This window comes from Pseudomonas migulae (assembly GCF_043225285.1).
Taxonomy (GTDB): domain Bacteria; phylum Pseudomonadota; class Gammaproteobacteria; order Pseudomonadales; family Pseudomonadaceae; genus Aquipseudomonas; species Aquipseudomonas migulae_C.
On record NZ_CP171224.1, the window covers coordinates 4,777,392 to 4,792,117 of the forward strand.

Annotated in this window: 10 protein-coding genes; 4 read left to right on the forward strand and 6 right to left on the reverse strand. The window is 61.6% G+C overall.

Annotation, left to right across the window (positions count from 1 at the left end; genetic code table 11):
* Positions 1-129 precede the first annotated feature (129 nt).
* The 3 genes from ACF6ZU_RS21885 to acnA form a co-directional block, all read right to left on the reverse strand.
* The gene (locus ACF6ZU_RS21885; RefSeq protein WP_392886911.1) at positions 130-1,695 is read right to left on the reverse strand and encodes a methyl-accepting chemotaxis protein; all 1,566 of its coding nucleotides are present in this window, start codon (positions 1,693-1,695) and stop codon (positions 130-132) included.
* Between the two features lie 103 nt (positions 1,696-1,798).
* Complete coding sequence (locus ACF6ZU_RS21890) at positions 1,799-2,590, reverse strand: CPBP family intramembrane glutamic endopeptidase (RefSeq protein WP_392886913.1); 792 nt, start codon at positions 2,588-2,590, stop codon at positions 1,799-1,801.
* 229 nt (positions 2,591-2,819) lie between these two features.
* A complete protein-coding gene (gene acnA / locus ACF6ZU_RS21895; protein WP_392886915.1) occupies positions 2,820-5,561 on the reverse strand; it encodes an aconitate hydratase AcnA in 2,742 nt (913 codons plus the stop codon).
* A 222-nt stretch (positions 5,562-5,783) separates the two neighbouring features.
* Here acnA and rlmM point away from each other — a divergent pair, with 222 nt between their 5' ends.
* Both rlmM and tusA read left to right on the forward strand, forming a co-directional pair.
* Positions 5,784-6,857 carry a 23S rRNA (cytidine(2498)-2'-O)-methyltransferase RlmM gene (gene rlmM / locus ACF6ZU_RS21900; RefSeq protein ID WP_392886917.1) on the forward strand — a complete coding sequence of 358 codons (1,074 nt, stop codon included), beginning with the start codon at positions 5,784-5,786 and terminating at the stop codon, positions 6,855-6,857.
* A 176-nt stretch (positions 6,858-7,033) separates the two neighbouring features.
* The gene (tusA, locus tag ACF6ZU_RS21905) at positions 7,034-7,285 is read left to right on the forward strand and encodes a sulfurtransferase TusA (protein WP_392886918.1); all 252 of its coding nucleotides are present in this window, start codon (positions 7,034-7,036) and stop codon (positions 7,283-7,285) included.
* A 67-nt stretch (positions 7,286-7,352) separates the two neighbouring features.
* On the opposite strand, the gene ACF6ZU_RS21910 is transcribed toward tusA, so the two are convergent.
* Positions 7,353-8,804, reverse strand: a complete 1,452-nt coding sequence (locus tag ACF6ZU_RS21910) for an MATE family efflux transporter (RefSeq protein ID WP_392886920.1) — start codon at positions 8,802-8,804, stop codon at positions 7,353-7,355.
* A gap of 274 nt (positions 8,805-9,078) precedes the next feature.
* Here ACF6ZU_RS21910 and pdxB point away from each other — a divergent pair, with 274 nt between their 5' ends.
* Positions 9,079-10,221, forward strand: coding sequence for a 4-phosphoerythronate dehydrogenase PdxB (pdxB, locus tag ACF6ZU_RS21915; RefSeq protein WP_392886923.1), 1,143 nt, complete (start codon positions 9,079-9,081; stop codon positions 10,219-10,221).
* 156 nt (positions 10,222-10,377) lie between these two features.
* Here the strand turns inward: pdxB and ACF6ZU_RS21920 are convergent, their stop codons facing one another.
* A complete protein-coding gene (locus ACF6ZU_RS21920) occupies positions 10,378-10,557 on the reverse strand; it encodes a PA1571 family protein (RefSeq protein ID WP_392886925.1) in 180 nt (59 codons plus the stop codon).
* Positions 10,558-10,813: 256 nt separating this feature from the next.
* Between ACF6ZU_RS21920 and ACF6ZU_RS21925 the strand changes: the two genes are divergently transcribed.
* Positions 10,814-12,610, forward strand: a complete 1,797-nt coding sequence (locus tag ACF6ZU_RS21925) for an ABC transporter transmembrane domain-containing protein (RefSeq protein ID WP_392886927.1) — start codon at positions 10,814-10,816, stop codon at positions 12,608-12,610.
* Positions 12,611-12,797: 187 nt separating this feature from the next.
* Here ACF6ZU_RS21925 and ACF6ZU_RS21930 read toward each other — a convergent pair whose 3' ends face one another.
* Complete coding sequence (locus tag ACF6ZU_RS21930; RefSeq protein ID WP_392886929.1) at positions 12,798-14,726, reverse strand: transglycosylase SLT domain-containing protein; 1,929 nt, start codon at positions 14,724-14,726, stop codon at positions 12,798-12,800.

Sequence of the window (14,726 nt, forward strand, 5' to 3'; positions counted from 1 at the left end):
GTTGGAATGCGTACCCCTTGTGGGAGCGAGCCTGCTCGCGATGAGGCCAGGACAGGCAACTCACTTTCAGGGCGGCAATAAAAAACCCGGAGGCTTTCACCATCCGGGTTTTTGTCATTCCAGCATCAATCAGCGGTTAAACCGCTCCACCAGCGAATACTGGGTATTCGCCGTCCTGGTCAGCTCTTCACTCAGCAGCGCCGAGTTCTGCGCCTGTTCCGAGGTCTGGTCCGCCAGTTGCGAGATGTTGCTGATGTTGCGGCTGATCTCTTCGGCCACCGAGCTTTGCTCTTCGGTCGCCGCCGCAATCTGCGTGGTCATGTCGGTGATGTGCGCCACGGCTTCGCTGATCCCGATCAGCGCCTGATCCGCTTCCAGCACTCGCGCCACACCTTCTTCCGCCTGGCGATGCCCGGCTTCCATGGTTTGCACCGCCGTGCCCGCAGTCTGCTGCAGCTTGGCAATCAGGGCGTGGATCTGCCCGGTGGATTCGCTGGTGCGTTGCGCCAGTTGACGGACTTCGTCTGCCACCACCGCAAAGCCGCGCCCCATCTCGCCGGCACGCGCCGCTTCGATGGCCGCGTTCAAGGCCAGCAGGTTGGTCTGGTCGGCGATGCCTTTGATCACATCGACCACGCCGCCGATTTCGTCGCTGTCCTTCGCCAGTTGGGTCACGGTCATACCGGTTTCACCGACCACCACCGACAGGCGCTGAATGGCTTCGCGGGTTTCCCCGGCAATGTCGCGACCGCGGCCGGTCAGGCGATTGGCTTCCTGAGTGGCGTCCGCGGTGCGCTGCACGTGGCTGGCGACTTCTTGCGTGGTGGCGGCCATCTGGTTGACGGCGGTCGCCACTTGCTCGGTTTCCACGCGTTGACGTTCCAGGCCGGTAGAGCTGTTGTGGGCCAGGGCGTCGGACTGCTTCGCTTGCTCGGTCAGGTGCTCGGCGGTGTCCTGCAGGCGGGTCAGGCAGGTTTTCAGGCGGGCTTCCTGGCTGAGGATCGACATCTCCAGACGTGCCTGGGCGCCGCGACTGTCGGTGTACATCTGCGCGATCAGCGGGTCGGACGTGGTCTGCTCGGCCAGGCGCAGCAAACGCTTGAGACCACGCTGTTGCCAGCTCAACCCCATCAGGCCCAGCGGCACCGAAAGACCGGCGGCCAGGGCAAAACCCCACTGGGAGGTGAGGGTGGCGCCGATCATGAAGCTCAGTTGGCTGACCAGGATGAACGGCAGCCAGTCTTGGAGAACCGGCAGCCATTTATCGGTGGACGGAATCGCCGACTTGCCCTGGTTGATGCGTTGATAGAGCGATTCGGCACGCTGAATCTGTTCTGCGGTGGGTTTGATCCGCACCGACTCGTAGCCGACGACCTGGTTGCCATCGAACACCGGCGTGACGTAGGCGTTGACCCAATAGTGGTCACCGGACTTGCAGCGATTCTTGACAATGCCCATCCATGGCAAGCCTTGTTTCAGGGTGCCCCACATGTGCGCGAACACCGCAGACGGTACGTCGGGGTGACGGACCAGATTGTGCGGTGCTCGGATCAGCTCTTCACGGGAAAACCCACTGATTTCAACGAACGCGTCGTTGCAGTAAGTGATCATGCCCTTGGCATCGGTGGTGGAAATCAACCGTTGCTGGGCCGGGAAGGTCCGTTCGCGTTGAGTAATGGGCTGGTTGTTACGCATGGCTTTTTCAATCCGTGAGGCTTTGAGAGGTTGTCGGCGGCGTCAGGAATTTATTGAAATTATTTTTCAATAATCAGCAGCGCGTCGCAAAACGACCGTTGCGTCAGCCCGCCAGCATCGGATAAGTGAACAGGCCGAAATGCAGCAGGTTCAGGCCAAAATGCGTGGCAATGGCCGCACCCAGCCCGCCGAAACGGTAGGCCAGACCATAGCCGACACCCGCCAGGCTCGCCAGCAACACCCAGTGCCAGCCCGCGCCAAGATGCACCAGGCCAAACAACAGCGACGCGAGCAGCAAGGCCAGGTGTTCGCCATGGCGCAGGTTTTTCAAATACCGGCTCAGCCCGCCCTGGATATAGCCACGAAACAGCGCTTCCTCGACCAGCGTCACCAGCAACAGATTGTTGAACAGCCACAGCCAGGCCTGATCCGGCCACTTGGGTGCCCAACTGATCACGCCCAGCAACAGCGCGCCGCCCAGCGCCAATACCGTGCTTAGCGCCAGCCCCATCGCGGTGGCATAAACGCCAAGCCGCAGCGAGCGCCGGCCGACAATCCACGGACACACCAGCAACAGCCAGAAACCAATCAGCGGTTTATCCAGGTTCAGGTACATGGAAAACGGCACGGCGTCGTCGGTGAAGCGTTGCAACTGGATGCCGCGACCGTTGTAGAAACCGGGGAGCCAGTGCAAGGCCAGGGCGAGGGCCATGAAAATGAACAAGCCATGACCGAAATAGCGGCCGATGCGCAGGTGTTGCTGGCGTGCGGCGAAACCGGCGACCACCAGCAAGGCGACCGAGATCAGCACCAGCCAGCCGAGGCGGCCGTAGGTCAATGCCAGGCCGTAGCCGAGGGAGAGCAGGACGAGGAAGGTCCAGGGCAGAGCAAGCATCTGAAGTCCTTGTTTATGGAGTGTTTCGGATCACCTCGATCCCTTGTAGGAGCGAGCCTGCTCGCGAAGCGGACTATCAAACAACATCATTGTCGTCTGGCACACCGCTTCGCGAGCAGGCTCGCTCCTACAGGGGATTTGTGTCGGGGTTAAAAAAGGCGCGGCGATTATAGATATGTGTCCACGAACAAAAACACCGCCCGAAGGCGGTGTCTTTTTCTGCAATCCCCTACGACGCAATCAACTGCCGCAACACGTAATGCAAAATCCCCCCTGACTTGAAGTACTCGACTTCATTCAGCGTGTCGATCCGGCACAGCACCTCGATCTTCTCGCGGCTGCCGTTTTCACGGGTGATGATCAGCGTCAGGTTCATCCTCGGTGTCAGTTCGACACCGGTCAGGCCCTGAATATCCAGGGTCTCCCGGCCGGTCAGGTTCAGGCTCTTGCGGTTCTGATCGAGCTTGAACTGCAACGGCAACACGCCCATGCCCACCAGATTGGAGCGGTGAATCCGCTCGAAGCTTTCGGCGATGACTGCTTTCACCCCCAGCAGGTTGGTGCCCTTGGCTGCCCAGTCGCGGCTCGAACCGGTGCCGTATTCTTGCCCGGCGATCACCACCAGCGGCGTGCCCGAAGCTTGATAGCGCATGGCCGCGTCGTAGATCGCCATTCTTTCGCCGGTGGGAATGTAAATCGTATTGCCGCCTTCCTCACCGCCGAGCATTTCGTTGCGAATGCGGATGTTGGCGAAGGTGCCGCGCATCATCACTTCATGGTTACCGCGACGGGAGCCGTAGGAATTGAAGTCTCGCGGTTCCACGCCTTTTTCGCGCAAGTAGTTGCCCGCCGGGCTGTCGGACTTGATGTTGCCGGCGGGGGAGATGTGGTCGGTGGTCACCGAATCGCCGAGCAGCGCGAGGACCCGGGCCCCCGCGACATCCTTGACCACCGGTGGCGGCCCGCCGATGTCGTCGAAAAACGGTGGATGCTGGATGTAGGTCGAATCGTCCTGCCAGACATAGGTCGCGGCTTGCGGGACTTCAATCGCCTGCCACTGCTCGTCGCCGGCAAACACTTCGGCGTATTCCTTGTGGAACATCGCGGTGTTGACCTTGTTCACCGCGTCGGCGATTTCTTTTGTGCTCGGCCAGATATCCCGCAGATAAACCGGGTTGCCGTCCTTGTCATCGCCCAGGGGTTCGCTGCTGATATCGATGCGCACCGTGCCGGCGAGCGCATACGCGACCACCAACGGCGGCGAGGCCAGCCAGTTGGTTTTCACCAGCGGGTGCACGCGGCCTTCGAAGTTGCGGTTGCCCGACAGCACCGAAGCAACGGTCAGGTCGGCTTTCTGGATGGCTTTTTCGATGGGCTCCGGCAGCGGGCCGGAGTTGCCGATGCAAGTGGTGCAACCGTACCCGACCAGGTCGAAACCGAGTTGATCGAGGTACTGGGTCAGGCCAGCCGCCTTGTAGTAGTCCGTCACCACTTTGGAGCCGGGGGCGAGAGAGCTTTTTACCCATGGTTTGCGCGTCAGGCCTTTCTCCACGGCTTTTTTCGCCACGAGACCGGCGGCCATCATCACGCTCGGGTTCGAGGTGTTGGTGCAAGAAGTGATCGCGGCGATCACCACTGCGCCGTTTTTCAGGCGATAGGTGTGACCGTCGTATTCGTAGTCCGCTTCGCCGACCAGATCGGCATTGCCCACCGCGACGCCGCCACCACCTTCGCTTTCGAGGCGACCTTCTTCCTTGCTGGTGGGTTTGAATTGCAGGCCGAGGAAGTCACTGAACGCTTGCGCGACGTTGGGCAGCGAGACGCGGTCCTGCGGGCGTTTCGGCCCGGCGAGGCTGGCTTCGACGCTGGCCATGTCCAGCGCCAGGCTGTCGGTGAACACTGGTTCCTTGCCCGGCAGGCGCCACAAACCTTGCGCCTTGCTGTAGGCCTCGACCAGTTTCACCGTGGCCAGCGGCCGGCCGGACAGGCGCAGGTATTCCAGCGTCACCTCGTCCACCGGGAAGAAACCGCACGTCGCGCCGTATTCCGGGGCCATGTTGGCGATGGTCGCGCGGTCGGCCAGTGGCAGGTCGGCGAGGCCGTCGCCGTAGAACTCGACGAATTTGCCGACCACGCCTTTCTTGCGCAGCATCTGCGTGACGGTCAGCACCAGGTCGGTGGCGGTGATGCCTTCTTTCAACTTGCCGGTGAGTTTGAAGCCGATCACCTCGGGAATCAGCATCGACACCGGTTGGCCGAGCATCGCCGCTTCCGCTTCGATCCCGCCGACGCCCCAGCCCAGTACGCCGAGGCCGTTGATCATGGTGGTGTGGGAATCGGTGCCGACCAGGGTGTCAGGGAACGCATAGGTGCGGCCGTCTTCTTCTTTGGTCCAGACCGTACGGCCGAGGTATTCGAGGTTGACCTGGTGACAGATGCCGGTGCCCGGCGGCACCACGCTGAAATTGTCGAAGGCGCTCTGGCCCCAGCGCAAAAAGGCGTAACGCTCGCCGTTGCGCTGCATCTCGATGTCGACGTTCTGTTCGAAGGCGCTGGCACTGCCGAACTTGTCGACCATCACCGAGTGGTCGATCACCAGGTCCACTGGCGACAGTGGATTGATCCGCTGCGGATCGCCACCGGCCTTGGCCATTGCGGCGCGCATGGCCGCCAGGTCGACCACGGCGGGAACGCCGGTAAAGTCCTGCATCAGGACGCGGGCAGGGCGGTACTGGATTTCGCGATCGGAGCGACGTTCCTTGAGCCAGGCGGCAATCGCTCGCAGGTCGGCGCCGGTGACGGTTTTTTCGTCTTCCCAGCGCAGCAGGTTTTCCAGCAGCACTTTCAACGACATCGGCAGCTTGTCCAGGTCACCGAGGCTTTTGGCGGCATCGGGCAGACTGAAATAGTGGTAGGTCTTGTCGTCGACTTGCAAAGTCTTAAGGGTTTTCAGGCTATCGAGGGACGGCATTGCGATCACTCCTTTAAGTCCGCACGGCTACGGACTGAGGGGACGGACAGAGCATTAAACCTAGCCCTGTTTTAAGTAGCTGGCTAATAACTGGACTCTATGGGCAAGTCCGAGGTTCCGAAGTCGGCTATCATGCGCCGGTTTTCGTGACAGGCTTTGCTTCAACGCAAGCCTGGGCATCGCGCAGTGGCTGAATTCTTCGCCAACTGCCCAGGAGTAAGAATGAACACCCTCTTTATGCACTGCCGGCCGGGCTTCGAAGGCGAAGTCTGTTCCGAGATTTCCGAACACGCCGCACGGCTGAACGTGGCCGGTTACGCCAAGGCCAAGACCGCCAGCGCCTGCGCCGAGTTCATCTGCACCGAAGAAGACGGCGCCGAGCGCCTGATGCGTGGCCAGCGTTTCGCTGATCTGATCTTCCCGCGCCAATGGGCTCGCGGGATTTTCATCGACCTGCCGGAAACCGACCGCATCAGCGTGATCCTCGCGCACATGGCCGACTTCCCCCTGTGCGGCAGCCTGTGGCTGGAAATGGTCGACACCAACGACGGCAAGGAACTGTCGAATTTCTGCAAGAAGTTCGAAGTGCACCTGCGCAAGGCGCTGATGGCGGCCGGCAAACTGGTGGACGACGCGCACAAGCCGCGTCTGCTGCTGACCTTCAAAAGCGGGCGTGAAGTGTTCATGGGCCTGGCCGAGTCGAACAACTCGGCGATGTGGCCGATGGGCATTCCGCGCCTGAAGTTTCCGCGCGAGGCACCCAGCCGTTCGACGTTGAAGCTGGAAGAGGCGTGGCACCATTTCATCCCGCGCGACCAGTGGGACGAGCGTCTGCACAGTGACATGACCGGTGTCGACCTCGGCGCCGCGCCGGGTGGCTGGACCTGGCAACTGGTCAACCGTGGCATGCTGGTGACCGCCATCGACAACGGTCCGATCGCCGAAAGCCTGATGGACACCGGGCTGGTGCAACACTTGATGGCCGACGGTTTCACCTACAAGCCGCGGCAGCCGGTGGACTGGATGGTCTGCGACATCGTCGAGAAACCGGCGCGCAACGCCGCGATGCTGGAAGAGTGGATCGGCGAGGGCCATTGCCGCGAAGCGGTGGTCAACCTCAAGCTGCCGATGAAACAGCGTTACGCCGAGGTGAAACGCTTGCTGGAGCGCATTGCCGACGGTTTCAAGGAGCGCGGCATCCGCGTCGAGATCGGCTGCAAACAGCTGTACCACGACCGCGAAGAAGTGACGTGTCACCTGCGCCGTCTCGACGTCAAGAAACCGAAATCCCGCTGATATACACAAAACCTGTAGGAGCCAGCTTGCTGGCGATGGCGGTGTGTCAGTCGATACTAGTGTTTCTGATACACCGCCATCGCCGGCAAGCCGGCTCCTACAGGGATGGCGTGATGCCACAGATGACCGAACACCCGGCAATGCGCGACAATGCCGGCCAGTTTCAGGAGTGAATCATGAGTGAAATGCTTGATACGCCGGTAGACGGCACCCTCGACGCCACCGGCCTCAACTGCCCGGAGCCGGTGATGATGCTGCACCAGCACATCCGTGACCTGGCGCCCGGCGGTCTGCTCAAGGTCATCGCCACGGACCCGTCGACCCGCCGCGACATCCCCAAGTTTTGTGTGTTCCTCGACCACGAACTGGTCGCGCAGCATGAAGAGGCAGGCACCTACCTCTACTGGATCCGCAAAAAGTCCGTTTAAAAGCAGAAAACCGCTTGGGAGTTATGTCCCTTGTAGGAGCTGGCTTGCCAGCGATGGTCGTGAACGATTACGCGTGTTCACCGGTTGCTCGTGTCGTTCTGGAGTTCTTCGCTGGCAAGCCAGCTCCTACACGGATCCGCTTGCGTGCACTGCGCGTCAGGCGGATCAACAACATCACTGCCGCGCAACTCAGGCCGACGATCAGACCCTGCCACAGCCCGCTCGGGCCACGGGGGGCGCCGAGCCAGTCCGTCAAGCCGAGGGCGTAACCCACCGGCAAGCCGATGCCCCAATAAGCGAACAGCGTCAGGATCATCGTCACCCGGGTGTCCTGATAGCCGCGCAACGCGCCCGCCGCAGTGACCTGGATGGCGTCGGAAAACTGGAACAGCGCCGAGTACACAATCAGCATCGCCGCGATATGGATCACCGTCGGGTCGGCGGTATAGATCGCCGCGATGGGCTCGCGCAGCAGCAACATCATGCTCGCCGACAGGCAGGCGTAAGCCAACGCGGTGCCCATGCCGACGCCAGCGGCAAAACGCGCCTCGCGCGGTTCCTCGCGCCCGAGTGCCTGACCGACGCGTACCGTCACGGCCATGCCCAGGGAGTAAGGGATCATGAACACCAGCGAGCTGACGTTCAGGGCAATCTGATGCCCGGCCACCACGGTGGCGCCGAGGCTGCCGATCAGCAGCGCAATCACCGCGAAGATGCTCGACTCGGCAAACACCGCAATACCAATCGGCAGGCCGATGCCCAGCAGGCGCTTGATCACTGACCATTGTGGCCAGTCGAAGCGGCTGAACAGCTCACTCGACTGATACGCCGGCGCCCAGCGCTCCCAGCCGGTCATGCCCAGCGCCATCACCCACATCACGATCGCCGTGGCCCAGCCGCAACCGACACCGCCCATGGCCGGTACACCGAAGTGGCCATAAATGAACACGTAGTTCAGCGGAATGTTCAGCGCGAGCCCGCACAAACCGAGGAACATGGCCGGGCGCGTACGGCCCAGGCCATCACTGAAACAGCGCAACACATGGTAGAACGCGACGGCGGGCAAGCCGCTGGCGATGCCGTGCAGGTATTGCATGCACGGGCCGATCAGTTCGGGGTCGACTTTCATGAGGTGCAGGATCGGTTCGGCGCTGAACAGCATGCCGGTCGCCATCAAGCCCACCACCAGGGCCAGCCACAACGCCTGGCGCACGATCGGGCCGATTTCGCTGTGGGTGCCGGCGCCGTAACGCTGGGCGACTTTCGGCGTGGTGGCCAGCAGCGTGCCGGTCATCAGCAGGAACACCGGAACCCAGATCGAGTTGCCCAGCGCTACCGCCGCCAGATCCCGTGGACCGACGCGGCCGGCCATCACCGCATCGACGAAGCCCATCGCCGTGGTGGCCAGCTGCGCGATCATGATCGGCAGTGCCAGGCTGAGCAGGTTTTTCAGCTCCAGGCGAACCCGTGCGGGGCGGTTGAGGGAAAGGGCAGCGGGGCGGTCAGTCACGGAATTCAAAGGCGAAACGTCCGAAAGATTTTGATACACGAGGCGAGGCATTCTACGCGTTGACGCAGTGGTCAGGAAAAGTCCTGTGTTACCCATTTGTAATCACCCAGAACCCTGTGGGAGCGAGCCTGCTCGCGATGGACGAAAGGGCGCCACGTTCATTCAGGCAACCCTCGTCATCGTTGACTTCCATCGCGAGCAGGCTCGCTCCCACATTAGGGATGTGTGCTAGGCGTGAAGTGTCATCTGCGCCTACACTGCCGATCCGCCAAAGGAGCCTGCCATGCTGATTGTTGCCGACGAAAATATTCCGCTGCTCGATGCCTTCTTTGAAGGTTTCGGCGAAATCCGCCGGGTGCCGGGACGTTCCATCGACCGCGCCACCGTCGAACAGGCCGATGTCTTGCTGGTGCGCTCGGTGACCAACGTCAATCGCGCGTTGCTCGAAGGAAGCAACGTGCGTTTTGTCGGTACCTGCACCATCGGCACTGACCACCTTGACCTCGAATACTTCCAGCAGGCCGGCATTACCTGGTCCAGCGCTCCCGGCTGCAATGCCCGTGGGGTGGTCGACTATGTGCTGGGCAGTTTGCTGACCCTCGCCGAGATCGAGGGCGCCGACCTCACTCAGCGCACTTACGGCGTGGTCGGTGCCGGTGAAGTGGGCGGTCGACTGGTCAAGGTCCTGCAAGGGCTGGGCTGGAACGTGCTGGTCTGCGACCCGCCACGGCAAGCCGCCGAAGGTGGGGATTTTGTCAGCCTCGAACAGATCGTCGAGCAATGCGACGTCATCAGCCTGCACACGCCGCTGAAGAAACACGGGACCGGATCGACCTGGCATCTGTTCGACAAAGAGCGTCTGAACCAGCTCAAACCCGGCACCTGGCTGATCAACGCCAGCCGTGGCCCGGTGGTGGATAACGCTGCCCTCTGCGAAGTGCTGCTGCAGCGCGAAGACCTGCAAGCGGTGCTCGACGTCTGGGAAGGCGAGCCCGAAGTCGACGTGGCGCTGGCCGATCTGTGTGTGCTGGCGACGCCGCACATCGCCGGTTACAGCCTCGACGGCAAACAGCGCGGAACGGCGCAGATCTATCAAGCGTATTGCGAGTTTCTCGGGCAACCGGCACAGGTCAGCCTGAGCGATCTGCTGCCGGCACCCTGGCTGTCGCAGGTGACCTTGCACGCCGACAGCGATCCGGCCTGGGCCTTGGCGATGTTGTGCCGGGGCGTGTACGACCCGCGCCGTGACGACGCGGATTTCCGCCGCAGTCTTGTGGGCAGTGTGAGTGAGCAGCGTGCGGCGTTTGATGTGTTGCGCAAGAATTATCCGTCGCGGCGCGAGATTGACGGATTGCAGGTGCGGATTGAAGGGGATGCGCCCGGGTTGCTGAAGATTGTGGCGGCGTTGGGGGCTACGGCTGTCTGAATACCGAGTTGGCTCCATCGCGAGCGGGCTCGCTCCCACAGGGGAGCGCATTACTTGTGGGAGCGAGCCTGCTCGCGAATGGCCTCACCGAGATTCCGGATCAGCACCCACAAAAAACCCGGCCATCAGGGCCGGGTCAAGAAGACGGGGGCGATATCAATCTTGTTTGGCAGGCTTGACCAATCGCTTCTCCAGCTCGCGGCAGGCGTCCTGGATCATGCCTTCAGTGATCGGTACTTCTTTGCCATTTTCGTCAACGATTGAGCAACCCAGAGACTGGTCTGGCTGTGTGCGGATCACTTGAATCTTGTCATCGCTGCTGTTTTGCAAGGACATGGCCTGTCTCCTCATCAGGTTGTGTGCTTACTGTAGAACCGCCAGGTGACCGGGCTGTGACAACTCCCTGCGATCTCCTCGGAACGGCAACACCAGTCCACCAGAAATACCGCGACGTTGCCACCCGGACTTTAGACCAATAGCGTCTAGGGGCTGCTCCTTGCGGTCATAATTAACCTGACTCATTGTGATTTACAGAGTTCCCCCCCATTGAACGGTAGAGCCGGCCCCTAAACTTTAGAACTGGAAAACCCCGATGCTATCTGCCCGTCACCGTCGTGCGATTCGCCTGGCCTGCCGATTCCTTTTACCGTATCGCTGGCAATCCTTCGGCGCCTTGCTCGCGCTGATTGTCACGGCGGGCATCACCTTGTCCATGGGGCAGGGGATTCGGTTGTTGGTGGATCAGGGGTTCATGACCCAGTCCCCGCATTTGCTCAACCAGACCATTGGTCTATTCATGTTGTTGGTGTTGGGGCTGGCGGTCGGCACCTTCGCGCGTTTTTACCTGGTGTCGTGGATTGGCGAGCGCGTGGTGGCGGACATTCGTCGCCAGGTTTTCAACCACCTGGTCTACCTGCATCCGGGGTTCTACGAGGACAACCGCAGCTCCGAGATCCAGTCGCGACTGACCGCCGACACCACGTTGCTGCAATCGGTGATCGGCTCTTCGCTGTCGCTGTTTCTGCGCAATCTGCTGATGGTGATCGGCGGGATTGTGTTGCTGTTTATCACCAATCCCAAGCTCACCAGCATCGTGGTGGTGGCGCTGCCGCTGGTCATCGCGCCGATCCTGATTTTTGGCCGACGGGTGCGCAGCCTGTCACGCCTGAGCCAGGACCGGATCGCCGACATCGGCAGCTACGTCTCCGAAACCCTCGGCCAGATCAAAACCGTGCAGGCCTACAACCATCAGGTGCAGGACGAGCGGCGGTTTGCCGTGACCGTCGAGGAGGCGTTCAACACCGCCCGTAAACGGATTTTCCAGCGTGCCTGGCTGATTACCCTGGTGATCGTGCTGGTGCTGGGCGCGGTCGGCGTGATGTTGTGGGTCGGCGGCATGGACGTCATGGCCGGGCGGATTTCCGCAGGTGAACTGGCGGCGTTTGTCTTCTACAGCCTGATCGTTGGCAGCGCGTTCGGTACGTTGAGCGAGGTGATCGGCGAGCTGCAGCGCGCCGCCGGCGCCGCTGAGCGGATTGCCGAATTGCTGCGCTCGGAAAACATCATCCAGCCACCCACCACGGGGCTGGTGACATTACCGGAACGGGTGACCGGCAATCTGCAGTTGCAAGCGGTGCGTTTTTCCTACCCGTCGCGTCCCGAAAGCTATGCCGTCGATGGCTTGAACCTGACCATCAAGGCCGGCGAAACCCTGGCGCTGGTCGGGCCGTCCGGCGCGGGCAAATCAACAGTCTATGACTTGTTGCTGCGCTTCTATGACCCGGCGGAAGGCCGCATCCTGCTCGACGGCGTGCCGCTGACGCAGCTCGATCCGCTGGACTTGCGCCGCTGTTTCGCCCTGGTGTCACAATCCCCGGCGCTGTTCTTCGGCAGCATCGAAGAGAACATTCGCTACGGCAATCCGACGGCGACGCTGGAACAGGTCAAGGAAGCGGCGAAAATTGCGTACGCCCACGATTTCATCGAGGCGATGCCCCAGGGTTATCAGACTCATCTGGGGGACGCGGGGCTCGGCTTGTCCGGTGGCCAGCGCCAACGCCTGGCCATCGCCCGGGCGCTGCTGGTGGACGCGCCGATCCTGCTGCTCGACGAAGCCACCAGCGCGCTCGACGCCCAGAGCGAACACTTGATCCAGCAAGCCTTGCCCAGCCTGATGAAAAACCGCACCACCCTGGTCATCGCCCATCGCCTGGCCACGGTGAAAAACGCCGACCGGATTGCAGTGATGGATCAAGGGAAACTGGTGGCCGTGGGTACGCATCAGGAGCTGATTGCGAGCAATGCGCTGTACGCGCGGCTGGCGGCGTTGCAGTTCAATGACGGGCACGATGTCCCCACTCCGCTCGGAGAGGTCACCCCGAACCTGTAGGAGCCAGCTTGCTGGCGATAATCGTTAACGATTAAGCGTACGGACTGGTTCACCGCAGCGCACTCGAGTCCATCGTCGGAACGCCGCCCGCAGACAAGCTGGCTCCTACAGTGGACCGTGACGTACTCGCAAAAAAAATGCCCGCATTGAGAAATGCGGGCATTTTTGTTTTTCGCCTCAGGCAGGCTTATTGATCATCAAAATACCGCTCATGCCAATCCACCAGCGGCTGTGGCGAGTTGAGCTTCTGCCCGTAGATCACCGAATACGACAACACGTTCTGCACGTACTGGCGGGTTTCGTCGAACGGGATGCTTTCCACCCAGACGTCGAAACTCAGGTGATCCGCGCCACGCAGCCACTGGCGCACACGGCCCGGGCCGGCGTTGTAGGCGGCGGAGGCGAGGACGCGGTTGCCGTTGAACTGGCTGTGCACCTGGCTCAGGTACGCGGCGCCGAGCTGGATGTTCTTGTCCGGATCGAACACCTGCTGCGGCGAAGCCAATGGAATGCTGAACTTGCGCGCGGTTTCCTTGGCGGTGCCAGGCATCAGTTGCATCAGGCCGCTGGCGCCGACGCCGGAGCGGGCGTCGTCCATGAAGGCGCTTTCCTGGCGGGTGATGGCGAACACCCAGCTCGAGTGCAGGCCACGCACCTTGGCTTCACGCACGAGGGTTTCGCGGTGGGCCATCGGGAAGCGGATGTCGAGGTCGTCCCAATATTGCGCCTGGCTGATGGTGCGGATCGCCGGGAAATACCATTTCAGGTCGTAGGCCAGTTTCGCCTGGGCGACCATTTCGTCCCGGTTGAAGTGACGGCTGACGTGATACCACTCGCGCCTCCCGTCGACGATCTGCCCACGGGCATGGAATTCCAGAGCACGACGAACGCCCGGCGTGTTACGAACCTTGTTGATCAGCGCCTGGCTCAGCACCAGCGGTTTGTTGATCAGCGAGTAAGGCTGCTGCGAACGGTCGGCAGCAAGGAAACCGTAGAAATCACGTTCGCGGGCCAGGCCTTTGTACAGGGTCAGCGCTTCCGGGTTCTGCGGTTGCGCCAGTTCCAGGCTGCGGGCCTGCCAGTAGCGCCAGCGGTTGGTGGTCGCCAGGTCTTGTGGCAAGCGGCGGGTCAACTGATAGGCATCGTCCCAGCGGGCCAGACGCAGCAACAGGCGCAAGCGCCATTCGGACACGGTGTTGTCGCGCAGTTCCGGGTCGTACTTGGTCATCACGTCCAGTGCACGGCTGTCGAAACGGCGGGCCAGGGTCAGGCCGATTTCCCGGGCGATCGCGACTTTTTCATCGCGGGAAAAATGCATGCTGCTGGCATAGCCGTCGAGCAACGCCATGGCTTTGTCAGGGTCTTGCTTGGCCAGACGGCGCAGGCCAAGGCTGACGATGTCGGACATCGGTTCGTCGGCCGGGGTGAAGCGCGACGGCTGGTTGAGCAGCTCGGGTTTCTGCGCCACATCCACCAGCAGGCGACCACGCGGGGCGAGGGTGGTCAGGCCGTTGACCAGGCTGTTGGCCAGCGGATAGTTGCGCGCCTGGGCGGCCAGCTTGGTGCGCTCCCAGCGTTTCTGTTCGGTCAGTTGGCCCTCGGCGGCCCAGGCGCCGAACAGGGCGTCGCATGCGGCAGGCTGGGATTTGCCGGTCAGCCACAGCTTGTTGGCGTTGGCATAGCCTTCGGATTTCTGGTTGTGCCCGATCTGATATTGCGCGTTCAGGCAGTCCAGTTCGGTGAAGTTGAGCTTGGGATCGTAATACTTGACGAAGGTCGCCCAGTCGCCGCGATCGGCCAGCCAGCGCAACCAGCGCAGTTTCATCCAGTTGGCCTGCGGCAGGTCACCGTGCTCGGCGAGGAATTTCTCGATCTCGGCGTTGCTCGCGGTTTTCAGGCGTGCGGTCAGTTCGTCATAGGCCAGGTACGGCTCCAGCGGGTAGTCGCTGAGTGCCTGGCTGTAACGGAAATAAGGACCGGTATCGCCCTTGGCCAAGGCGCGCTTGGCCTCGTCGTAATATTGGCGCTGGGTGGACAGGTCCACCGCCTGGGCGGTCTGGACGGCAGTGGCAGTAAGAAGAAAACACGATAAAAGACTGAAAAGGCGACTGCGCAT

Excerpts from the sequence above, each read along its gene's own strand:
- ACF6ZU_RS21885 (WP_392886911.1), bottom strand. The coding sequence starts at position 1,695 with ATGCGTAACAACCAGCCCATTACTCAACGCGAACGGACCTTCCCGGCC.
- ACF6ZU_RS21890 (WP_392886913.1), bottom strand. The coding sequence starts at position 2,590 with ATGCTTGCTCTGCCCTGGACCTTCCTCGTCCTGCTCTCCCTCGGCTAC.
- acnA (WP_392886915.1), bottom strand. The coding sequence starts at position 5,561 with ATGCCGTCCCTCGATAGCCTGAAAACCCTTAAGACTTTGCAAGTCGAC.
- rlmM (WP_392886917.1), top strand. The coding sequence starts at position 5,784 with ATGAACACCCTCTTTATGCACTGCCGGCCGGGCTTCGAAGGCGAAGTC.
- tusA (WP_392886918.1), top strand. The coding sequence starts at position 7,034 with ATGAGTGAAATGCTTGATACGCCGGTAGACGGCACCCTCGACGCCACC.
- pdxB (WP_392886923.1), top strand. The coding sequence starts at position 9,079 with ATGCTGATTGTTGCCGACGAAAATATTCCGCTGCTCGATGCCTTCTTT.
- ACF6ZU_RS21920 (WP_392886925.1), bottom strand. The coding sequence starts at position 10,557 with ATGTCCTTGCAAAACAGCAGCGATGACAAGATTCAAGTGATCCGCACA.
- ACF6ZU_RS21925 (WP_392886927.1), top strand. The coding sequence starts at position 10,814 with ATGCTATCTGCCCGTCACCGTCGTGCGATTCGCCTGGCCTGCCGATTC.
- ACF6ZU_RS21930 (WP_392886929.1), bottom strand. The coding sequence starts at position 14,726 with ATGCGCAGTCGCCTTTTCAGTCTTTTATCGTGTTTTCTTCTTACTGCC.